This window comes from Acinetobacter sp. UBA6571, from assembly GCF_002434085.1.
In the GTDB taxonomy this organism is placed as follows: domain Bacteria; phylum Pseudomonadota; class Gammaproteobacteria; order Pseudomonadales; family Moraxellaceae; genus Acinetobacter; species Acinetobacter radioresistens.
Window position 1 is genome coordinate 16,012 of sequence record NZ_DJJJ01000055.1, and the last position, 21,252, is coordinate 37,263.

Annotated in this window: 20 protein-coding genes, 1 other RNA gene and 1 pseudogene; 9 read left to right on the top strand and 13 right to left on the bottom strand. The window is 39.8% G+C overall.

Annotated elements, in window-relative coordinates; all coding sequences use genetic code 11:
- The 4 genes from B3X18_RS10165 to B3X18_RS10180 form a co-directional block, all read right to left on the bottom strand.
- The gene (locus tag B3X18_RS10165; protein ID WP_005405296.1) at positions 1-873 is read right to left on the bottom strand and encodes an alpha/beta hydrolase; all 873 of its coding nucleotides are present in this window, start codon (positions 871-873) and stop codon (positions 1-3) included.
- Between the two features lie 5 nt (positions 874-878).
- Positions 879-1,574, bottom strand: coding sequence for a BON domain-containing protein (locus tag B3X18_RS10170; RefSeq protein WP_005027202.1), 696 nt, complete (start codon positions 1,572-1,574; stop codon positions 879-881).
- 81 nt (positions 1,575-1,655) lie between these two features.
- Positions 1,656-2,060, bottom strand: coding sequence for a YraN family protein (locus B3X18_RS10175; protein ID WP_005027205.1), 405 nt, complete (start codon positions 2,058-2,060; stop codon positions 1,656-1,658).
- Between the two features lie 20 nt (positions 2,061-2,080).
- The gene (locus tag B3X18_RS10180; protein ID WP_005406558.1) at positions 2,081-3,031 is read right to left on the bottom strand and encodes a penicillin-binding protein activator; all 951 of its coding nucleotides are present in this window, start codon (positions 3,029-3,031) and stop codon (positions 2,081-2,083) included.
- 12 nt (positions 3,032-3,043) lie between these two features.
- Between B3X18_RS10180 and rsmI the strand changes: the two genes are divergently transcribed.
- Positions 3,044-3,886 carry a 16S rRNA (cytidine(1402)-2'-O)-methyltransferase gene (gene rsmI / locus B3X18_RS10185; RefSeq protein WP_005027211.1) on the top strand — a complete coding sequence of 281 codons (843 nt, stop codon included), beginning with the start codon at positions 3,044-3,046 and terminating at the stop codon, positions 3,884-3,886.
- A gap of 74 nt (positions 3,887-3,960) precedes the next feature.
- Here rsmI and B3X18_RS10190 read toward each other — a convergent pair whose 3' ends face one another.
- From B3X18_RS10190 to B3X18_RS10210, 5 genes are all read right to left on the bottom strand, one after another.
- Positions 3,961-4,221 carry a hypothetical protein gene (locus B3X18_RS10190; protein ID WP_005027214.1) on the bottom strand — a complete coding sequence of 87 codons (261 nt, stop codon included), beginning with the start codon at positions 4,219-4,221 and terminating at the stop codon, positions 3,961-3,963.
- 147 nt (positions 4,222-4,368) lie between these two features.
- Positions 4,369-5,610, bottom strand: a complete 1,242-nt coding sequence (locus tag B3X18_RS10195; protein WP_034675843.1) for an FAD-dependent monooxygenase — start codon at positions 5,608-5,610, stop codon at positions 4,369-4,371.
- Positions 5,607-6,815 carry a 2-octaprenyl-6-methoxyphenyl hydroxylase gene (gene ubiH / locus B3X18_RS10200; protein ID WP_005027217.1) on the bottom strand — a complete coding sequence of 403 codons (1,209 nt, stop codon included), beginning with the start codon at positions 6,813-6,815 and terminating at the stop codon, positions 5,607-5,609. The genes B3X18_RS10195 and ubiH overlap by 4 nt, the downstream gene beginning before the upstream one ends.
- A 24-nt stretch (positions 6,816-6,839) precedes the next feature.
- The gene (gene pepP / locus B3X18_RS10205) at positions 6,840-8,165 is read right to left on the bottom strand and encodes a Xaa-Pro aminopeptidase (protein WP_026055443.1); all 1,326 of its coding nucleotides are present in this window, start codon (positions 8,163-8,165) and stop codon (positions 6,840-6,842) included.
- Positions 8,166-8,236: 71 nt separating this feature from the next.
- Positions 8,237-8,866 (bottom strand): UPF0149 family protein, encoded by a 630-nt coding sequence (locus B3X18_RS10210; protein WP_005027221.1) that lies wholly within the window; start codon positions 8,864-8,866, stop codon positions 8,237-8,239.
- A gap of 64 nt (positions 8,867-8,930) precedes the next feature.
- On the opposite strand from B3X18_RS10210, the gene B3X18_RS10215 reads away from it, so the two are divergent.
- The 3 genes from B3X18_RS10215 to ssrS all read left to right on the top strand — a co-directional run bounded on the left by B3X18_RS10215 (position 8,931) and on the right by ssrS (position 10,057).
- Entirely contained in the window at positions 8,931-9,491 is a 561-nt protein-coding gene (locus B3X18_RS10215; RefSeq protein ID WP_034670543.1) for a hypothetical protein, read from the top strand.
- The gene (locus B3X18_RS10220; RefSeq protein ID WP_005019143.1) at positions 9,488-9,772 is read left to right on the top strand and encodes a cell division protein ZapA; all 285 of its coding nucleotides are present in this window, start codon (positions 9,488-9,490) and stop codon (positions 9,770-9,772) included. The genes B3X18_RS10215 and B3X18_RS10220 overlap by 4 nt, the downstream gene beginning before the upstream one ends.
- Positions 9,773-9,873: 101 nt before the next feature.
- Positions 9,874-10,057, top strand: a non-coding RNA gene (gene ssrS / locus B3X18_RS10225) — 6S RNA.
- 42 nt (positions 10,058-10,099) lie between these two features.
- Here ssrS and B3X18_RS10230 read toward each other — a convergent pair.
- Positions 10,100-10,570: an Lrp/AsnC family transcriptional regulator gene (locus tag B3X18_RS10230; protein WP_034670545.1), complete on the bottom strand. Its 471-nt coding sequence runs from the start codon at positions 10,568-10,570 to the stop codon at positions 10,100-10,102.
- Between the two features lie 138 nt (positions 10,571-10,708).
- Here B3X18_RS10230 and B3X18_RS10235 point away from each other — a divergent pair, with 138 nt between their 5' ends.
- Complete coding sequence (locus B3X18_RS10235) at positions 10,709-11,341, top strand: LysE family translocator (RefSeq protein WP_034670546.1); 633 nt, start codon at positions 10,709-10,711, stop codon at positions 11,339-11,341.
- 193 nt (positions 11,342-11,534) lie between these two features.
- On the opposite strand, the gene B3X18_RS10240 is transcribed toward B3X18_RS10235, so the two are convergent.
- Positions 11,535-11,645, bottom strand: a complete 111-nt coding sequence (locus B3X18_RS10240; RefSeq protein WP_016801167.1) for a hypothetical protein — start codon at positions 11,643-11,645, stop codon at positions 11,535-11,537.
- A 185-nt stretch (positions 11,646-11,830) separates the two neighbouring features.
- Entirely contained in the window at positions 11,831-12,592 is a 762-nt protein-coding gene (locus B3X18_RS10245; protein ID WP_034670548.1) for a sulfite exporter TauE/SafE family protein, read from the bottom strand.
- Positions 12,593-13,427: 835 nt separating this feature from the next.
- Here B3X18_RS10245 and B3X18_RS10250 point away from each other — a divergent pair.
- Both B3X18_RS10250 and B3X18_RS10255 read left to right on the top strand, forming a co-directional pair.
- On the top strand, positions 13,428-14,633 hold the full coding sequence (locus B3X18_RS10250; protein WP_034689077.1) for an alkane 1-monooxygenase: 1,206 nt from the start codon (positions 13,428-13,430) through the stop codon (positions 14,631-14,633).
- Between the two features lie 114 nt (positions 14,634-14,747).
- Positions 14,748-15,776, top strand: a complete 1,029-nt coding sequence (locus B3X18_RS10255; RefSeq protein ID WP_005027238.1) for a helix-turn-helix transcriptional regulator — start codon at positions 14,748-14,750, stop codon at positions 15,774-15,776.
- Between the two features lie 77 nt (positions 15,777-15,853).
- Here B3X18_RS10255 and B3X18_RS10260 read toward each other — a convergent pair.
- Positions 15,854-17,194, bottom strand: a pseudogene (locus B3X18_RS10260) (amidohydrolase).
- 841 nt (positions 17,195-18,035) lie between these two features.
- Here B3X18_RS10260 and B3X18_RS10265 point away from each other — a divergent pair.
- Positions 18,036-18,617 carry a 5-formyltetrahydrofolate cyclo-ligase gene (locus B3X18_RS10265; protein WP_286935531.1) on the top strand — a complete coding sequence of 194 codons (582 nt, stop codon included), beginning with the start codon at positions 18,036-18,038 and terminating at the stop codon, positions 18,615-18,617.
- A 152-nt stretch (positions 18,618-18,769) separates the two neighbouring features.
- The gene (lon, locus tag B3X18_RS10270) at positions 18,770-21,196 is read left to right on the top strand and encodes an endopeptidase La (RefSeq protein ID WP_005027253.1); all 2,427 of its coding nucleotides are present in this window, start codon (positions 18,770-18,772) and stop codon (positions 21,194-21,196) included.
- Positions 21,197-21,252 lie beyond the last annotated feature (56 nt).

A 21,252-nucleotide genomic window follows, 5' to 3' on the forward strand; every position in this document is an offset into this window, starting at 1 on the left:
TTAACTGGCCTTGAGTGCTTCATCAAGAAATTTAAGTATGCTTTGCTTGGTTTGAAAGTGCCAACTGAACAGACTCGATAAGCTCCCTAAAACTGTAATATGTCCAGTTTTAGGGATCATCACGATCTGGCTATAATTGCCACACTGTCGTAATTGCTGGTCCAAGTCATCACTATTACTTTTTTTAACAACTTGATCATTTTCAGCTACAACCAGACAGTGCCGGATCGGGTTATGGTCAACAAAGTAATAAGGCATGACCTCATGATAAGGAATGTTTTGGTCAAACGCATCCTGAGCAATTGGATCACCCTTATAATCAAAATGATAAGGGCCGGCGATTCCAATTACTACCTTGATTTTTGAACGGCATTCCAAGGTATAGGGTGTAGGATGATAGATTGCCGACATTACATTAAATGCGCCTGCAGAGTGTCCCATCAGAATCAGCTGTTCAGTTGAAATATGCAATTCCTGCTGATGCTGGTCCAGATAATTTAATGCCAGGGTCAGATCATCAATATAGCTCGGAAAAATATGCTGGGGGGCCAGATGATAATTTAAAACTACTACATCATAGCCTTCGCGTGTAAATGCTTCGCCGATAAACACATAATCCTTTTTATCTCCATGCTGCCAAGCTCCTCCATGTACAAAGACAATCACCGGACGTTGAGGCAGGGGATGTTTAGTACGATAAATATCAAGAAGCTGTCTAGCTTTTGTGCCATATGCTATATCTTGATTCAATTCAAAAGACTGTCTAGGCGTCAGATGATTGAGCATATAACTAGCCGCGTCATACAGGCGAAACTCCTGATAACGAAGCTTCGCCTGTGTAGTTAAACGCTGTAAATTTTGAAGAATCTGCATAAGATTTACTGAATAGAGACCGGTTCAGGCTGATCAGGATCAATAGCAACAGGAGTTTCGACTTCCGGTGCTGCATAATTGTTTGCTACTGGACTTGCGAGAGAAGAACTGGCAACTGGACCTGAACCCTGCTCGACATTATCAATCAGGGTAACGATTTTGGTAATATTGCCTACCTGCTGTAAAACCTGATTAAGATCATTTATTTCAGCATTATTCAGACGACCCATTACATAAAGTACGCCATCTTCTGTATGCACCAGTACTTTGCTGTCAGAGACCATTTTGGCCTTCATAATCAGTCCGCGCGTATTTGCGGTAACGGCTGCGTCCTGCATGATAGTGTTATAACCGACTTTATCACCCACTGTAATATAATTATGCACGGTTTTGACATCAGACATGGCCCGTACATTGTCTTCTGCAAGCTGTTTCAGATAAACATCAGGTACTTGCCCTGTAAGCAGGACATTGCCATGAAAGCTTTCGACATTAATACGTGACTGTTTAAAGCGGGGATCAAGTTTATAAAGATTAATATTGGCAGTACGTTCAATTGAAGAATCAATAAAAACTTGTCCTAATGAACGCACACCACTATCAGTACCAACAGGAGTAGCACCAGTACCATTTGAAATAAAGCTTGCGCATCCAGATAAGCTTGCCACACATAGCAAAGCCAAAGTGAAACGATTAAACACTCAGCAAGACTCCCTAATTTTTAGATCTGATCTTTATTGACAGGTTCATTTTCCCAGACTGTATGACAGAGTAAAGAACTCTCAATCTAAAGTAAATGCATTTTCAATCCACTCAAGATCATACGGTAGCTTATAAAAGTCTTGCTGTACCTTTTTTGCAATTTGTGTAGAGAAGTTAAAGCAAATCACGTCAAAACGGCAGTAATAATTTTCATAAACAGGATGTTGGCTTATAAAAGACATTGCCGTCTGAATAATCTTTTTTTGTTTACTTCTGGAAATGACTTCTTGGGCACGTCCATAACCTGTCATACTACGGGCTTTGACTTCAACAAATATTAGTTCCTGGTTCCGGCATACAATCAGATCTATTTCTCCGTACCGGGAATGATAATTCTGATTCAAAAATACAAAGCCCTGCTGCTCTAGAAATATCTTGGCCTGCTGCTCAGCCCACTGCCCTAACTGTTTAGTAAAAGTAACCATTTTTATAATAATCAAAGGTTTTATAATATTATTCGCTGCAACTTACCCTGCACCTGCTGATAACATTGTGGAGTGCGCTTTATCTGCCGGGTCTCTACACGGATCTGTCCTGTTCGTCCTTCAAAACTGAAGTCACCTATGGGAATATTTTTGGGCTGCTGTAAGTAATGCTCTGCCAAAGTCCATGCATCTCCACCAAAAGCCAGTAGACGCTGATAAGCCATGTTAACCGGCTGCTGCTGATAAGCTATGATCATTTCTGGCCATTTTGCTTCATAAAGTGCCGGAGCATCACAGAATTTCAAGCCCTCCGGAATTTTTGCTCCCTCTTCAATCGCGATCGCATGAGCATAAATACCTGTTTTTGGTAATTTAACTATGCTATTGAGCCAGTCAGTCTTACCCAGCAGTAAAAGTGCCTGCTGTTTCGGCAGTTTTTTAGGCAAAACTTCAATGATCTGAACCGGATAATCCAGTTGTGACATCAGTGCAATTAAAAAAATTTCACTATCTGCTTCTATGCCCGGTTCTCTTAAAACTGACACCTGACGGATATTGTCATGAAGCATAAGCGCGCCCATAGTAGCTGCATCTGCATTTTTCGACAGGCTAAACTGTAATACCTTATTGTGATGCTGCCCAATTTCATTTAAAGCCAGTACCTGTACTTTTGGATTAAGCCTGACGGCCTCTTCTACTTTTTCACGGCTCAATGGCCCTACAACTAGCCGAGTCTTGGGTTTTATATGTTTGGCGAACAGGCTTTTCATGTTTTGTCCGTATGAGTTTACGAATTTAAGCTGTTCTTGACTGCCAGATGCTTCATAAGCACTCATAAACCCCTGCTTTACACTAGAGGCAGCTCGCGCGAGCGGGCCGGTTTCAGGTAGAATAACCAGAACTTCTGCCTGCACTGTCTGCATGAAGCTGAACAAACTGATCAACAGCAAAACTTTTTTATTATTAATCATGGAACCACCCTTATGAGTGCTCAATTATTTGTAGTGGCAACGCCGATTGGGCACCTGGATGATATGACCTATCGAGCAATTGATGTTCTTAAATCCGTAGCTCTGATCGCAGCAGAAGATACACGACAGTCTGCCCAATTATTAAAACATTATAATATAACCACGCCCCTTACTGCATGTCATGATCATAATGAAAATAATAAAATTGATTATTTAATTGAAAAATTACAATCAGGTGAAAATATGGCGCTGATCAGTGATGCAGGTACTCCCCTGATCAGTGACCCTGGCTTTAAACTGGTACGTGCTGCTCAAGAAAAAGGTATTCGAGTAATACCGGTGCCTGGCGCCTGTGCTGCAATTGCAGCCTTAAGTGCAGTTGGCCTGCCTAGTGACCGTTTCAGTTTTGAAGGTTTCTTGCCCTCCAAGTCTTCACAGCGTCTGGTGCAGCTGGAAAAACTGAAAGATGAAACGCAAACTTTAATTTTTTATGAAGCACCTCACCGTATTTTGGACAGCATCCAGGATATGGCAAAGGTATTTGGATCAGAGCGTCCGGTCGGTTTTGCACGGGAAATTACCAAAACTTTTGAAACCATCAAAAAAATGACCCTAGGTGAACTGGTCACTTTTATTGAAGCAGACCATCATCAGCAAAAGGGTGAAATTGTCGTTGTGATAGGAGGCTCTATCCAGCAAAAAGATATTGATCAAGAGAAACTCGACCAGCTTCTGAGCCGCCTGCTTCAGGATTTATCAGTTAAAGCTGCTTCTCAACTTGCTGCGGACTTGACTGGTATTAAAAAGAAAGTGGCTTACCAGCGCGCCTTGGAATTGCAGTCTCAAACCGGATAGGTTATTGAAATTAATGTCCTAACTAAAAAAGCATCACGAATGATGCTTTTTTAGATTAACTCTGTTCAATGCGATTAGCTGCGTACACCTTCATCAGGCGGGACTTCAATAATTTTCCCACCACTTGCCAAAAAGCGTGCTATTTCATCTTCCAAAGCTTGACGTTTCTTCTGCTTTGCAGTGACGGTCAGAGTTTCAGCTTCCGCCAGATCTGTGTCGTTAAGAACCGCTTCTTCGTCAACTGCACCTTTCTCAGCTGCTTTTGCTTCATCTTCATCGACTGCTACATCTTCTACATCATCATAATCATTCATATCTGTTTTCTCACTCCCCATAAATGCCTATATTCCATGGTGAACCGTGGTAATTTAGATTGGAATTTAGCAATCTCTAACGAATTCGCAAAGAGCTAAAAGCAGAAAAAACGTATCTTTTTTAATCAAATTCGTAATCAATTATAAAAGAAATGCACGAAAGTGTTTTTATTCGCCAGTTTTACAATAACGTGTATCTTTTAAGTGAATCAGGCCACTGGCTTGCGACATAAAAAGATCTTTAAGTAATGGCTGCTGATTAACCTGCTTTTTCCCCAGATTTCGTGCCCAGATCACTGGAAACAGCTCTCGGGTTTCAAGCCAGCCCAATACTGACATACCATGCATCATAGCTGCATTCTGTCCTTTACGGCGATGCTCATAACGTAGCAATGTCTGCTCATGTGCCCATACTCCCCGTTTAGCATCATGTAATAATGCATCACAAAGTATGGCAGCATCCAGACAACCAATATTTACTCCCTGACCGGCCAACGGATGGATTACGTGAGCAGCATCTCCTATCAATGCCAGTCCTTTTTTTACATAGCGCTGAGCGGAGCGCGCTTTTAAAGGAAAGCTGGCCCTTGAACGCACTACTTGAACTTCTCCCAGCATATGCTGACTTTCTTTAGTTAAAAGCCGGGCAAATTCTTCATCACTTAGAGCCGAATATTCATCGGCATAATCTTCTGGCAAAGTCCATACAATTGATTGCCAGTAGCCATATTCTTCGGGCTGTATACTGGCCATAGGCAGATAAGCCAGCGGGCCAGTGGGCAAAAAGATCTGGCGTGCTACGTGCTGATGTGGCTGGGCGGTTTTAATGGCACAGCTAACCGCTGATTGTTTGTAGTCCAGCACGTCCAGATCGATCATAGCCTGTTCACGTACAAATGACTGGGCACCGTCTGCCCCGATCAGTAACCGGGTATATATTGCTGAACCATCAGCAAGCTGTAGATGCCAGCAATTTATACCCTGTTCAATGTGAGTGACTTTAATTTGGGTACGATAATCCTGTACATTTTCCAGCAATTTTTTCTGAATCGCAAGATTGAGTATACTTGGCTCGACCATTGAGCCAAGCCACTGATCTTCTGGCGGAAAGGACTGTGATTCATGACCAAAAGCTATTTCGCCATAGCCATTTTTATTCCAGACCTGCATACCGGTATAGGGCATATGTCTGGCGATTTCTTTCCACACGCCTACTGTTTTTAAAAGATGAACGGTCGCTTGGCTCAGTGCCAATACCCTGGGATTTACTACAGGCAATATCTGCGCTTCTGCCAAGACCGGTGCCGCATCCAGTACAGTAGGCTGAACTCCACCTTGCGCCAATAATAATGCTGTTAGACCACCAACCAGACCACCACCGACAATAACCACATCTAGAATTTCACTCATGCTTTTAGCCCCATTGCATAATTGGCTACTAGAGGTTTTATTCCCGGGACTATATCAAAAGCAATCAGACCGGTATTGCGTAGCAGTTTCAGAACCGGATTCTGATTACTAAAACCTCGTACTACCGAATCACAAAACTTGATGACCCGTTGCTGGTCGGTCAGGCGGGCCTGTTCATAAGCTTTTAGAACTTCTGGCTCACCCAGATCATCAGATACTGTCAGATGACTGCCGAGAAAACGCAACAAGACATCCGCATCACGCAGGCACAGATTAAAGCCTTGACCGGCCACAGGATGGAGTGTATGTGCAGCATTGCCCATCAAAACTACCCGGCCAACTGCCTGTTTATGGGCCAGAACCTGTGACAATGGATAACTGAAGCGTTTTCCGGTCTTTTCAAATTTCCCTGCCCGGTCACCATAAGTCTGTTGTAAGGCATTTAAAAAATGCTGATCATTTTCTTCACCCAGCCACTCATGTTCAGTCCCCTTTTTGACTGGCCAGACCACAGAACGTCGATACTCACCCGGAAGTGGCAAGAGCGCCAACGGTCCTAAAGGACTAAAACGCTCAAAACCAACCTGACGGTGCGGTTTGGATGTCTGTACCGCGGTGACAATTGCCACCTGGTCATAATCATGCACATCTACACCAACACCCAAGGCCTGTCGGCAAAAAGAATCGCGGCCATCAGCAGCAATCACCAGTTTTGAAGTAAGTTGCAGTTCTTGACCTTCTCGTTCTGCCTCAATGTAGACCTGTTCTGTATCTTGAGTTAATGCCTTAACCTGTACTCCATCAATTAATTCTATCCAAGGTTGCTGGCGCACTTGAGTTAGAAGTACTCGTCCAAGCCAGGCATTCTCAATCACCTGTCCAAAGCTCTCAACATTTTCCTGCTCAGCTTTCAGACGAGCCTTACCAAAACTTCCCTGTTCTGTAATATGAACTTCCAGAATAGGTGTAGCATGCTGTTGAAGAGCCTCCCACAGCCCTAACTTCTGGTAAATCTGTACACTCCGGCGTGAAAGTGCCGTATTACGTGCATCAAAACTTGAGTGATAGGGAACACTTTCTGTATCGGTGTAGTCAGGGTAGCGAATAGCTTCGAGCAACTTGACTCCGATTTTGGCTTTAGCCAACATTAAAGCAAGACTTAAGCCGACCATCCCCCCACCAACAATAATCACTTGTTGCTGCATAACAGTTTCCTTATTTCTGGCAGATCAATGCTGGGCCTGAGCCATTAAATGTTCAATGTCTGTAACTGTTTTTACGACTTCAGCTGTTAAAATCAGTGGACCATGTTCTGTAGCCACTACATCGTCCTCAATGCGGATTCCAATACCCCGCCATTTTTTGTCTACGGCTTCATCGTCTGGAGCAATATACAATCCGGGCTCAACAGTAACCACCATACCAGCTTCATAACTGCGCCACTCCCCATCTTTCTTATAAGACCCGACATCATGCACATCCATCCCCAACCAGTGGCCGGTACCATGCATATAGAACTGGCGGTAAGCTTCAGTTTCGATCAGTTCATCTACATTACCTTTTAAAAGTCCAAGTGCTGCCAGACCTTCTGTAAGGATACGAACTGCACGCTCATGCGGTTCACGGTAAGAATTCCCGATGCGTACTGCGTCAATAGCAGCCAGCTGAGCTTTTAATACAATTTCATACAAGACTTTCTGTTCAGGGCTAAATTTACCATTTACCGGAAATGTACGGGTAATATCAGAGGCATAATGCTCATATTCACAAGCCGCATCGATCAATACCAGATCACCATCTTTAAGTGGCTGGTTATTTTCCACATAATGTAAAATACAGCCATTACCTCCACCACCGACAATGCTGTTATAGGAAGGTACGCAACCATGCTGGCCAAATACATAATTTAGCTCTGCTTCCAGAGCATACTCCATCATTCCCGGCCGTACCTGATGCATGGCACGAGTATGGGCCTGTGCACTAATTACAGATGCGGCTTGCATGATCTCAATTTCTTTGGCAGATTTGATCAGGCGCATTTCATCTAAAATACGGTCCAGCTGTAAAAGCTGTGATGGAGAACCATCGCCACGACGCTGCTGGGTATCAGCCTGCTTAATCCATTGACTGACTCGGGCATCAAATTCGGCATTGTGTCCAATACGATAGTACAGACGTGCTTTATTCAGCAACTTTTCAATAATCTCTTCATCAAGCAGATCAATCGCATAAGCTTCATCAGCTTCATAATCTTCAATTGCGCCATCAATACCAGCACGGTATCCATTCCAGATTTCCATTTCCCGGTTACGTTCACGGCAAAACAGGCTGTAGGTGTAGTCATCTGCTGTCTCAAAGGTTTCAATGACTGCCACTGCTTCTGGTTCTGCAAACCCGGTGAGATAGTAAAAGCTGCTGTCGGCACGGAATTTATAGTCAGCATCCCGGTTACGGTAGGCAACCGGACTGGTGGCAATAATGGCAATACTGTTTGGCCCCATATGTACAGCCAGACAGTCGCGACGCTGTTGAAAGTCTTCTTGAGTTAGTTTTATCATGCTGGTAATCTTTAATTGTAAAGTATGGGATATAACACGGCTGGTATTAACCAAAAACCAAGTCCGAGTTAACTCGGACGGTGCGGCGTAAACATTTCAACTACATTTTGGCTATCAGATAAGGCGGTCTTTTTAGCCTGAGCCTGAACATGTTGCAATAATGAGCTTTCTGACACTGTAATTTTTTTACGTCCAATCGAAAGGCTAACCGGTATCAGACGTACAAACTCATATAACTCCTGATAGCTTTCCTCACCTTCTTCATCATCATCTGACTCTTCAAATTCAACTGCGGCTACATCCTGTAAGTGCTCAATCAGTTCTTTTTCGTCAGATCGAATATGTCCTGATGCAAGACCAAACCCCAGCACTACACCTGCACACCAGTCTGCCAGTGCCTGTACCCGATCAGCCAGCATATGCTCATCATCAGGTAGTAAAGGTAAATAGTCGAGTTCATCTTCTGACAGCGCATGAAATACATCTTCTGCTTCCTCTGCCAGCATGGCCAGTGCTTCATCATTTAAAGCAGGTACATGAAGAGTTGCGAGAATATTCATCCACTCATCTCGAGTAGGCGCCTCTGTAACACAAACTATACCTGTGAGTAAGCCATGTAACTCACTTGGGCTCGAAATTTCTTCAATTCCATTAAATTGTTGCTGCCAGTCTGTCCAACCTGAAATATCGTCTTGCATTCGCTTTTCCAATCTTTATACTGCTTATATATTACCTTTGATTGCAATTCTGTGCGACCTCGTTATGTTAGAAGAATTACAGCGTCTACAGGCGCATATTGGTGTTTTAAAAACACGACTTCATCATCTTGAGAGTGAAAATAGTTCGCTCGTTCAAGCCAAAGAAAAGAGTGATCAGCATCATCACGCTCAAGTTGTGCAAAAAAATGGCATCATTACCCAAAAACAAGAAGAAATTGACCAGTTGACAGAGAAACTGGGCAGTGTAGAAAGTCAGTTCAAACAGCTCAATACAGATGCCACTGCTCTGGCAGATCGGTATAGCCGTTTAGAAAAAAGCTGTACTGACCTTAAAAATCGTTTTCAGGAAATTTTAAGCGAACGGAATGAGCTCCGTGCGACTAAAGAGCAGTTACAGGCCCAGCAACGTCAGTCCCAGCAGGAAATACATGATCTTAAGCAGGAGCGTGAGCGACTGCTTCAGAAAAACGAACTGGCTAAACATAAGGTAGAAGCTATTATTCAGCGTCTGGCCATTTTAGGAACCAGTCAGGATCAGCATGCGCAGGAAATCCAGCAGCTTGCCCACCCAAACACGGATATGAGTGAGGAGTCTTCGATATGAGTGAACCGGTAATGGTTGAACTGCGTCTGATTGAACAGACTTTCCGGCTGGCAACTACTGCGGACAAAAAGGAAGAACTGGAGCGTGCCGGGCAATTGTTAAATGAAAAATTTCATGAAATACGCCGTAATGCTCCACGGACTGAACATAACAAACTGGTTATTATGGTAGCGCTTTCCCTAATGCAGGAAGTACTCACTTTAAATAAATCACTTCAGGAATATGCACACTGTGAACGTTTGCTGAGTACGATTATGCAAGATGTCGAGAAAATTGTCTGACATATACATGATTACGTATAAATACTCGTCAATTGAAAATTAACTTTACACTCCTAAAAGTTTATTCAATTGCCATCAGCTTCAGATCAGTTATACTTAACTTGTCTCTGAGATGTTCGCCAGCGAGTCTATTCCCCTGAGCCGATATCATCACTTTAGGATTGCGTTCTGCATATTTAGAGTGTATGCCTGCCCTGAGCAGGAAACCCAGCAAGTATGCGTCGCGTCCACCTTGAACTTTAGGGTTCAAGGGTAACGACATGCAGCGGCATCACCGGAGACACCAGTTTTCACTAAAATAATTTAAGCTTTAAAAATTTATAAAAACTATCTTTGACTTCTGACTGGAAAAGACAGAAAAGGTTTTATTTCTTTTAATACAAACATACTTTGCATTTCTTTTATACCCGGTAAACGCCTGATCACTGACATTGAAAATTCAGCGTAAGTATCCAGATCGGGAGAAACGACCTGTAATAAAAAATCTGCATCCCCACCAATACTATAACAAGCTACTACATGCTCTAAAGCGATTACTTCTTCTTCAAATTTCCTTGCCTCCTTTTCACTATGGCTATCAATAGAAACCCTTATAAAAACCATCACACCCAGACCTATTTTCTTTCGGTCAATAAGCACGCCATAACCTTTAATAACTTGTGCTTCTTCTAGCTGCTTCACTCTTCTCCAACACGGCGATGTTGACATACCAATATATTCCGATAGTTCAGAATTGGTAATTCGTGAATCTGCCTGTAAACGCTCCAGAATTCTGGCATCTGTCTTATCGAGTTGCATATGGGTATAATATTTCCAATAAATATAATAAAACTTAAATTTATACCTTAATTTTTAATTTTAATAGAATAAATAGATCATTTTTTTCTGTGATTTTATAGAAAAATAAAACTAGGTTCTTATTTGATTCTTTATAGTATGGATGTTCTAACCCAGATTTTCACCTACAGTTTAACGCTAGCATTGGCAGCTTTCCTACCTGGACCAGGCATGACGGGGTTAATGTTTAAGACACTTAGCCAAGGCTATTGGAGTGGCATATTGATGCTTCTAGGTCTAATTACAGGAGATATTATTTTTTTATCTATTTCTATTTTTTTTATTTCTTATCTTACTCAATTGAGTTCCAATTTTTCAGCCTATATTGTCATTATCTCATGCTTTTACTTATTATTTATCGCCTATAAATTCTGGATGTTCAATGAAAATCTTGTTCAAGAACAGGCTGTCCTGGATGTAAATAAAACTTTCTCAACCTATAGAGACGGTTTACTGATTACTCTTAGTAATCCTAAAACCATTTCATTTTATCTTGCCTTGGTCCCTGCTATTTTTGGGTTAAACTCGCTTCAACAGTATAGTTTATTACTTATTATTATCACGGTTATTACTCTCTCTATTATTGGCAGTCTCTATATATTTTTCTCATGGAAGATAAAGAAAATTCTTAAAAATATCAAAATACAAAGAATACTGTTGAAAAGCCTTTCTTTAATGATGAGCTTCTTAGCTGTAGTCATGCTTTATAAAGAGGTTATCCTGCTAAATTAACGAATTGATTTATAAATAACTTCTAGATCTTCAGGTTAGCTTTCTATAGACATTGTTTTAAGTCGCTATACAAAGCTAACAAAGCGCCTAGGTATATTTGTTGGCCAGATATAGGTACATGAGGAACAGATTCCAGCTAGCCGACTGATTTAAGCAGTGATTAATCATAGCGCTATCGCCTGATCCATTTCTGCTATAAAAGGTCTTCCCATATGAAATACCCTAAACTAAAGCCGATCAGTGCATAAAGCGTAATAATAAAAAATACAAAGCTTGCCTTATTTTTCTTTTTAAAAAAATTCATACTAATACCCCAGCCTTTAACCCGATTTGCACCATCTTAACGCATTTTTACAGATTAGCGCGACCATAAAAAGTCTTGTTCAGTATTTAAATTCTCTGGTCACTTTAGATGAAGCTTAATTTTTTATCTTTAACAGTAGCCACAGACTCAAACTAATCCGTTTTAATTTCAGATTATTTTTTAGGCTATTTAAAAAGCTCAAGGCCCATTCGCCCAATCAAAAATATAAGAAGAACAAGAAAAAATATACGGATAAAACCACTACCATATCGCAATGCCAAGATAGTCCCGACCAGGGAGCCTAAGACATTGCAGACGCCTACAAAGGCACCAATTTTCCATAATACATGGCCTGCAGGAATAAAAAACAATAATGAGGCAGTAAATGTTCCCAGATTTACAAGCTTTGCAGATGCTGAAGCATTAAGGAAATCGAATGAAAAAATTCTAACAAACAGGAAAATTAAAAAACTACCACTGCCTGGACCAAAAATTCCATCATAAAAGCCAATCAATCCACCAAAAAGTATGCCCATACCAATTTCTTTTTTACCATACTGTAGCTCAGTATGAGTTTTTCCTAGATCTTTTTTAATAAAAGTATATATTGCAATCAGAGTCAATAAACAAAAAACAATATATCTCATTAATTCTTTAGGAATAAGCGAAATAGATATTACTCCTAGAAAAGCAAAGGTAAAAGCTGAAATCATAGTTGGAAATATCAGCTTCCAAACTATTTTCACTCTTTTTATATAAGTAAAAATAGATGAGAAAGTGCCCGCCAGGACAGCAATCTTGTTAGTTCCAAATACGGTAGCCAAGCTATATTGGGGTAAAGCATGTATTAGTGCCGGTAACTGAACGAGGCCACCGCCGCCCACTGCCGCATCAATTAATCCTCCACAAAAGACAAACAAGCCTAAAAGAATAAGAGTAATATCCAATACAGCCCTCCTCAAATATTAGTTTTTAACTTTTTATGACCAGCCTTTGGCTTTAGTTATTTATAAATATCTTTCTACTTCCCTATATCAATATCGCCCTAGAAATAAAATTTAATTAAAGTAGGGCATTAAAATATAATAAAAAATCTAAATTTTTATAATCAATATATCTGATTATATTTTTACTTGGTTTATCTCAGAAATCAAAGTATATTAAATATTGCTTTCAAACCACAAAAATTTTCATAACCACATGAATTTAAAAGAAATATTTTACACTATTTTCTCTCTATGGTTCGGGCTTTTTATTGCCTATATTTTCTGGAAAATAATTTTAAAAGATTTATTCTATAAAATAGTTCTCTATAGAAGAGGAGTAGTTACAATTGCTGAGCTCAGCTATGTACTAGATTCTGCTATTTATGTACAGTATCGCCCTCTATTTTACATGAGATTCAAATTTAAAATATCATCCGGTGTAGTAGAAAGTCCAAATATCAAAGTCATTATAAATAAAGAGGACATCCCACTTTATCATGTCGGAAATAAAGTTAAGATTAAATATGATCCTAAAAATTTAAGTAATATTAAAATAGTAGACAATATTCTATAGTTTTATTAAAACAATACTTCTATTTTTCTTAATAAAGATCTTAATTATTTTTAATCACCAGATATTACCTCATAAAAACTATTATTTTTATAAAGCTAAGTCAGTAGCCACTCTTTTATTGTCTTAAAATGAATGATAAATGTCCGCTAATGAATTTTGCTTACAACCTTTTAAAGTCATACTTGAGTTTATCAATAAATAAAATAATTCATGGAATAGATGATGAATGCAATTACTCAAGTAGACAAGATCACAGAGCCCGTTAAATTCACAGATAAAAAACGTAAACTCTGGCTGTTAGGTCTGGTTGTACCCAATATTGCCAATGCTACCTTTTTGGGTTATGAGTTTGGCCCTAAAATTACTAAGAAATTATTTACTTATATGGGTCCTCTGGCATTACATATTATCATTCCAGCCATTGATAAGTATATGGGAGAAGACCCGGAAAATCCGCCTGAAGAAGCTGTAACTGATCTGGAGGATGATCCGTATTATGCACGGGTTGTTAAATTATTTATTCCTTTACAAATAATTGCCAATCTGTATGGTAATTATCTTGTCAGTCAAAAAGCAGTTTCACTGGAAGAGCGTATTCTTTTTGGCCATATTCTTGGTCTAGTCAATGGTGTAGCAATTAATACTGCACACGAGCTGAGCCATAAGTCAGGCAAGCTGGAACATTACCTTTCGCATCTTTGTCTTGCCCCTACAGGGTATAACCATTTCCGTATTGAACATCCTTATGGGCATCACCGTCGTGTAGCTACCCCTGAAGATCCGGCTTCTTCGCAGTTAGGTGAAAGTTTCTGGCAGTTCTGGCCAAGAACTGTAACTGGAAGCTTTAAGTCAGCCATAGAAATTGAAACACGACGCTTGGGCCGCAAAGGGAAAACATTTTGGTCTCTAGAGAATGAGCTGTTTCATGGATGGACAATAACTGCTGCCTATCACATGTTCATGCTAAAGCTGTTTGGAGCAGGAATTATTCCAACTCAGCTTATCCAGTCATGTTGTGGTATCACGTTGTTTGAAGTCGTTAATTACATGGAACATTATGGCTTGAAACGTGAGGATTTAGGTAATGGCCGGTATGCCCTTACCCGGCCAGAACACAGCTGGAACAATAACAGCAGGTTCAGTAACGTACTGCTCTATCAGCTACAGCGCCATTCGGATCATCATGCCTATCCGACCCGTAGTTTTCAGTCCCTACGCCATTACGATAATGTTCCACAGTTACCCGCGGGTTATGCCAGTATGGTTCTCCCCGCTCTAATTCCAAAATGGTGGTTTAAGTTAATGGATGAGCGTGTGATTAAACACTATGATGGTCATATAGATAAGATTAATTTTTATCCTAAAGCCCGAGAAAAGATTTTAGGTAAGTATGTGCATTTGTTTAAAACCAGAACTGAACGATCTTAAACTGATTAAATAATATAGAAAACAAAGCTACTGCCAGTTCTCTTTATAGTTTTAGAAAATAATAGAGAGAATTGCTTAAGTTTTTATCGGTATGGAGACCAGAGCTGTTTTAAAATGATTAATAAGAATGTTCCACTTATACCTGTACGTTACTATTTGAAACTGGTCGAACTGCTCATAGCCAGAAATATTCCTATACAGGTATTTCTGGACGAACTGCATATCGATATAGAACAGTATCTGGCTCAACCGGACTTGAAAGTATCTATTTCTCAAGTAGAAAAAATAATTCAGTACTGTTTAAGGTTCCCGGTAAATACTGATCTGGCCTTTGAACTTGGCCGCTCGTTACACTTAAGTTCACATAGCTTGGTAGGTTATGCAATTTTAACCTCCAAGACAGTTGAACATGCTCTTAAGCTGGTGACCAGATACTTCAGTCTGATTATGCCAAGTTTTAAAGCATCAATTTATTTCAATAAAAATCAGCAGGCCGAATGGCTGATTGAGCCTGAACTGGACATGGATCAATCTGTGTTGAATTTTCACATTGAAGCGATTGCTATCGCCCTGCATAATAATCTTAATGACTTGATCGATTCACCTTTCTTATCCTTTTCTATTTTTTTATCTCTGCCTGAACCGCCTCATCTTAAACAAATTAACCAGTTAAAGCAGGTCAGGTTTCATTTTAATGCCCTTAACCGCCCTAGTTTAAAAATTACTCTTGGTCAGGAGCTATTAGCTTATAAACTGCCATTAGCAGATGAAATGACCTTAAAAGCGGTAGAGTTTAAATGTCAGGAGCAAATGAGGGAGATTACCCAAAGTCAGGACTTCCCTGAATGGATCAAAATGATTCTCTTAAATACTTATCAAATGCCAACTCTTACCGAATGTGCAGAATTACTGCATGTTTCAACCAAAACCTTACAACGACAGTTACATAAAAAAAATGCTGATTTCAATGGAATAAAAAAACAAGTCATTATATTAAAAGCACAAGAGAGACTGAGTCATTCATCTGCCAGCATTACCCAGATTGCCTATGAACTCGGCTATTCATCTTCTTCTAATTTTTCCCGTGCCTTTAAGGCTTTAGTGGGTCTTACGCCAGAAGCTTATCGACAGCAATTTCAATAAAGAATCTCTATCATCCAAAAAAGTAGCCAAAAATAGGGATCAGTATCTCTATTTTCTGATTTCTATATGAATTTCTATCATTTTTTCGCTCTCCAGGCAGCCTGAACCTGACCGGCAATTTTTGGATAATCCATCACAAAACGTATATGTGAAACTATTCCTGTTTTTAAGGTTTTATCATCTACCATAAAGTAGGGACTATGGTTAGGGGCTGCCTTGTGCATGTCCTGATCGGTTGGGGTAGCCCTTAGAAATACAAATAAAGCTGGCATGATCTGTCCATAATACGCGAAGTCCTCACTGGCACTTTCATTTTATTCCAGCACATGAACTTTATTCTCCCCTACAACTGACTTTAAACTGGAAGCCATAAGGTGAGTTAAAGTTTTATCATTAAGTGTCACAGGAGCATAAGCAGAAATTTCTATCTTGGTCTGAACATCATTGGCTTTTGCAGTACGATCAATCATTTCAGGCAAGCTCTTTAAATATTCTGGCGAATGTCTTCACGATTGGAGCGGATAGTTCCGGTCATTGATACCTGTTCCGATGTAATATTGCCACTGGTTCCTCCCTGAATCTGACCTATACTTATAACGCCCATGCCCTTGCTAAGATCAGTACCACGCGATACCAGTGTTTGCATGTTCTGAATAATGTCTGCTGCAGCAACAATCGAGTCTCTTCCTTTCCATGGCATGGAACCATGAACCTGTTGGCCGTTTAAAGTAATCCGGACACCATCAGCACTATTTAAGACAGCTCCATCTTTATAATATAAGTGGCCACTTGGCATACCTGCCATAACATGCAATCCAAAAATCACTTCTGGCTTTGAATTACTCAATGCACCATCTGCGATCATTTTTCTTGAACCCACCTGTTCGTCCTGACTAAAATTATCAATATCTGCTCTCCCTTCTTCGGTAGGCTGGAAAACAAATACAACTGTACCTGCAACTTTTTCCCTATGTTCAGCCAAAACTTGCGCAGCACCCAATAACATAGCAGTATGAGCATCATGGCCACATGCGTGGGCAACTGGCGTTATTTTACCCTGATATAACCCTGTGGCCTGACTGGCAAAAGAAACCGGAGCTTTTTTGCATAGGTAAAACGTCCATGTCGGCACGTAGTGCAATGAACGGTCCGGGTCTTCCTCCTTTCAGTACACCTATAATACCTGTTTTTGCGAAGCCTTTTTTAACCTCAACACCATAGGTATTAAGTTCTTTTTGTACCAGTTCAGAGGTTTTAAATTTTAAATTTCCCAACTCGGGATTTGCATGAATATAGTGTCTTAACTGGATAGTATGAGGTTCAACTTTCATAGCGGCTTGGTTAATCCAGTCTACATAGGCTAAATGTTGTATACTTAATATAAGATTTATAATTATAAAACTCTTTTTTAAATACATGAAATATTCCTATTTTAATCGTTAAAATTATTCATTTTTCAATGTTTAAGATTAAAGTAAATTAATAAAAAATATCTTACAGTTTTTTATAATGAATTATATTTTATTCTTAACTACTCTTAATACCTTTTATATATAAAAATATAATCATAAGGTTCCAAGATGCATAAGATTAACCAAAAAAAATACAAGGTATTTTTTAAAAAAAATTATTATAAATACAATTAAACTATTAATTAAAAATTTTTATAGGAAGATAAAATAGTATTTCTCACATGTATATTGCAGTATAAATCAATATATTCCAGATTAATAATAATTATTATTTTATATATTTCTCAAGACTTTATAAAAATAATACACATATTTATAATCCTTCAGAGCCATAATTATTAGCTAGTTTTACTTTTCTAATTTTTAGTTTAATATTATAATGAATATTATAACCTTTTCGATATATAATCATTTTATTTTCAACTCCAAGTTTTATAATATTTAGAATATAACATTATATTATTTATATAAGATTTACTCCAAAATAGATATACATATGACTGATAAAAATATAATGATTCAACTTTAATAATAAAATCAGACAATATATTGTTACAGTCTATCACTTTTTAATCATTGCCGTAGTAGCAGAATTTTTTAGTTGCTCTGTTATAGCTGCGAGCTGATACTAAAATAAGATTGTGATAGTATAAAGTCTGGTTAAGGGTACAGAGCCAAATTATCTTATTGGGACAATATAACATGTTAATAATAAGATAGCTGTCTGATCAGTTTATAGATCATCAGTCTTTAAATCGATTTAACTTGGAAAGTAATTGAAATTATTATGTCCACTTCTCTTCACTCTTTACGGCGATCTCTGCGTTCTCAACGCCGCCAAGTCAGTATTTTTGAGCATCGGCAATCTGAACAAAGAGTGCTGACACATCTTATAAAAATGCCAAGGTTTCAACATGCTAATAAAATCGGTATTTACCTGAATGCTTTTGGTGAAATCCCTACACGTAAAATTATTGAGTACTGTTTTAAAAAAGGTAAGAAAGTTTACTTACCTATGATCTGCAACATGAATCAAAAACTAGTTTGGGTTTCTATAAGTCGTGATCAGTATCGTAATCAGTGCTTTGCCTATCATCCATTAGGCATGAAGGAGCCCATGGCAGGCCGTGGCTGTAATGTTACTGTATTAGATTTAATTTTAATGCCGTTGCTTGCTTGTGACTCTAGCGGGACACGCATTGGTATGGGCGGAGGCTATTATGATCGTACCTTGGCTCAGGCCGCACAGTATCCGTACCGGTTAGGAGTAGCACATGATTTCCAGTTTATTCCCTCAAGATTAAAGCGAGAAAAATGGGATCAACCTTTAAATGCATTAGTTACACCTACGAAAATACATTATTTTTAATCTTAACTATACGTTTAACTTGTTTAAAACTATGAACTTTTCATATCTCACCTAAAAATAAAACAATTTATCTGCATGGGCCCTTGTATTTTTTAAATTACCCATCACTATAAAAGTCATGGCAACACCGTTGTCACTCATTAGGAGTGCCCATGTCCGAATATCTTATGAATGAACAAACCTTAGAGCCTCAGGTTCCAAGTGTATTACCACTATTAGCGCTACGTGATGTGGTGGTGTATCCACACATGCAAATTGCGTTATTTGTGGGTCGTGAAAAATCGATCAATGCAGTTGATGTGGCTCGTAACAGTGACAATTTAGTATTTGTAGTTGCACAAAGAGATTCGCTTACAGAAGAAATTGATCACGACAACCTTTATCAATACGGTACTGTCGCGAAGATTGTGCAAGTTGTGAATCATGAAAATGATGAAAACTGTATTAAAGTCCTGATTGAAGGCCTGCATCGCTCTAAACTTACCCGTATTATTGACTCAGAAGAATATCTGAGCGCTGAGCATACTCTTAGTCCAATGACTGTAGAGTCTAGCGAGGAAGAGCAAGATGCCCGCCTGCAAGATTTGCGTACCTTGTTTGCCCAGTATGCTGAAGCAAAATTGCGTAATGCGCGTGAGCTGATTGCGGCGGCCAATAAAATTGAAGATCTGCTGCAACTGTTATTCTTTGTTGCGACTCGAGTTCCACTTAATATTGAAGTGAAACAGAAGTTCCTTGAACATGATGAGTTCGAAGTTCATCTGCAAGAACTGATGACTTATCTGCTTCAGCAATCTGAAGAACAACAGCTAGAACAGACCTTGCATGATTCAGTTAAACGCCAGATGGAAAAGAATCAGCGTGAATATTTCCTGAATGAAAAAATGAAAGTTATTCAGCGCGAACTCTCTGACATGAATGGTGGCGCTGAAGATGATGTGGCCGAGATTGAAAAACGTCTCGCAGAAGCTGATCTGCCAGAACATGTACGCAAAAAAGCTGAAGCTGAATTCCGTAAGCTAAAAGCGATGCAACCGGCTTCAAGTGAAGCGGCTGTGGTACGTAACTATCTGGAAGTTATTTTAGATACACCGTGGAACAAGGCTAGCAAAGTTAGTATTAACCTGAATAAAGCTCAGGAAATCCTGGATGCTGACCACTATGGCCTAGATGAAGTAAAACAGCGTATCGTTGAGTATCTTGCAGTACAGTCGCGTGTGAAAAAGCTGCGTGGACCAATCCTCTGTCTGGTTGGCCCCCCAGGTGTAGGTAAAACCTCTCTTGGTGAATCTATTGCTAAAGCTACAGGTCGTGAATTTGTGCGTATGGCTTTAGGTGGCGTGCGTGATGAAGCTGAAATACGTGGACACCGTCGTACTTATATTGGTGCGATGCCAGGTAAAATTGTGCAGTCCCTGACAAAAGTCGGCGTTAAGAATCCGCTGTTTTTGCTTGATGAAATTGACAAGATGGCACAGGATTATCGAGGTGACCCTGCTTCTGCATTACTTGAAGTGCTTGACCCGTCGCAGAACCACAAGTTCAATGACCATTACCTTGATTTGGATCTTGACCTGTCTGAAGTCATGTTTATCTGTACTGCAAACAGTATGGATATTCCGGGTCCATTACTTGACCGTATGGAAGTCATCCGTTTGCCGGGCTATACCGAAGACGAAAAAGTAAATATTGCTGATCGTTATTTGGTACCCAAAGCGATTAAAGATAACGGGTTACGTGCTAAAGAGTTAACAGTACATGAAGAAGCGATTCGTGACATCGTACGTCGTTATACTCGTGAAGCAGGTGTACGTAGTCTTGAGCGTGAAGTTTCCAAAATTGCGCGAAAAGTCGTGAAAGAAGCCGTGAGCAAGAAAGCCAAAAATCTGCATGTCGATGTTACTGCAGAAAACTTGCCAGATTATCTGGGTGTACACAAGTTTGACTTTGGCATGGCGGAAGAAGAAGCCCAAGTTGGCCGTGTAAATGGTCTGGCATGGACTTCGGTCGGTGGTGAATTACTGACTATTGAAGTTGCAGCAGTTAAAGGTAAAGGTAAATTCATTACTACCGGTTCTTTGGGTGATGTTATGAAAGAATCGATTACTGCGGCTATGACAGTAGTGCGTACCCGTGCAGATGAACTTGGAATTGAGGCATCGCGTTTTGAAGAAACGGATGTACACGTTCACTTGCCTGAAGGTGCAACACCAAAAGATGGCCCATCTGCCGGTCTTGCTTTAACTACTGCACTTGTTTCAGCATTTACTGGTATTGCAATTCGAGCAGATATTGCAATGACAGGTGAAACCAGTCTGGGTGGTCGTGCAATGCGTATTGGTGGGTTGAAAGAAAAATTGCTTGCTGCCCACCGTGGAGGTATCAAGCTGGTTTTCATTCCACAAGAGAACGTACGTGATCTTGCAGAAATTCCAGAAAATGTGAAGGAAGGGCTAGAAATCAAGGCAGTGAAAAGTATCGATGAGATATTGCCACTTGCTTTAACCTCTATGCCAAAACCTCTTCCAAAGCAACCTCTGGTAAAACCAGTTGAAGAGTCAAATACAGCCCGCCACTAAGGGTAAATAAGAAAAAGAGAGCTTCGGCTCTCTTTTTTGTGTTAAAAAATGTATAT

What these genes read in the sequence shown, in the direction of transcription:
- lon (WP_005027253.1), top strand. Translation starts at nt 18,770, where the DNA reads ATGTCCGAATATCTTATGAATGAACAAACCTTAGAGCCTCAGGTTCCA.
- rsmI (WP_005027211.1), top strand. Translation starts at nt 3,044, where the DNA reads ATGAGTGCTCAATTATTTGTAGTGGCAACGCCGATTGGGCACCTGGAT.
- B3X18_RS10180 (WP_005406558.1), bottom strand. Translation starts at nt 3,031, where the DNA reads ATGATTAATAATAAAAAAGTTTTGCTGTTGATCAGTTTGTTCAGCTTC.
- B3X18_RS10235 (WP_034670546.1), top strand. Translation starts at nt 10,709, where the DNA reads ATGGATGTTCTAACCCAGATTTTCACCTACAGTTTAACGCTAGCATTG.
- B3X18_RS10220 (WP_005019143.1), top strand. Translation starts at nt 9,488, where the DNA reads ATGAGTGAACCGGTAATGGTTGAACTGCGTCTGATTGAACAGACTTTC.
- B3X18_RS10175 (WP_005027205.1), bottom strand. Translation starts at nt 2,060, where the DNA reads ATGGTTACTTTTACTAAACAGTTAGGGCAGTGGGCTGAGCAGCAGGCC.
- B3X18_RS10250 (WP_034689077.1), top strand. Translation starts at nt 13,428, where the DNA reads ATGAATGCAATTACTCAAGTAGACAAGATCACAGAGCCCGTTAAATTC.
- B3X18_RS10195 (WP_034675843.1), bottom strand. Translation starts at nt 5,610, where the DNA reads ATGAGTGAAATTCTAGATGTGGTTATTGTCGGTGGTGGTCTGGTTGGT.
- B3X18_RS10165 (WP_005405296.1), bottom strand. Translation starts at nt 873, where the DNA reads ATGCAGATTCTTCAAAATTTACAGCGTTTAACTACACAGGCGAAGCTT.
- B3X18_RS10210 (WP_005027221.1), bottom strand. Translation starts at nt 8,866, where the DNA reads ATGCAAGACGATATTTCAGGTTGGACAGACTGGCAGCAACAATTTAAT.
- B3X18_RS10255 (WP_005027238.1), top strand. Translation starts at nt 14,748, where the DNA reads ATGATTAATAAGAATGTTCCACTTATACCTGTACGTTACTATTTGAAA.
- B3X18_RS10265 (WP_286935531.1), top strand. Translation starts at nt 18,036, where the DNA reads ATGTCCACTTCTCTTCACTCTTTACGGCGATCTCTGCGTTCTCAACGC.
- B3X18_RS10240 (WP_016801167.1), bottom strand. Translation starts at nt 11,645, where the DNA reads ATGAATTTTTTTAAAAAGAAAAATAAGGCAAGCTTTGTATTTTTTATT.
- B3X18_RS10190 (WP_005027214.1), bottom strand. Translation starts at nt 4,221, where the DNA reads ATGGGGAGTGAGAAAACAGATATGAATGATTATGATGATGTAGAAGAT.
- ubiH (WP_005027217.1), bottom strand. Translation starts at nt 6,815, where the DNA reads ATGCAGCAACAAGTGATTATTGTTGGTGGGGGGATGGTCGGCTTAAGT.
- B3X18_RS10215 (WP_034670543.1), top strand. Translation starts at nt 8,931, where the DNA reads ATGTTAGAAGAATTACAGCGTCTACAGGCGCATATTGGTGTTTTAAAA.
- B3X18_RS10230 (WP_034670545.1), bottom strand. Translation starts at nt 10,570, where the DNA reads ATGCAACTCGATAAGACAGATGCCAGAATTCTGGAGCGTTTACAGGCA.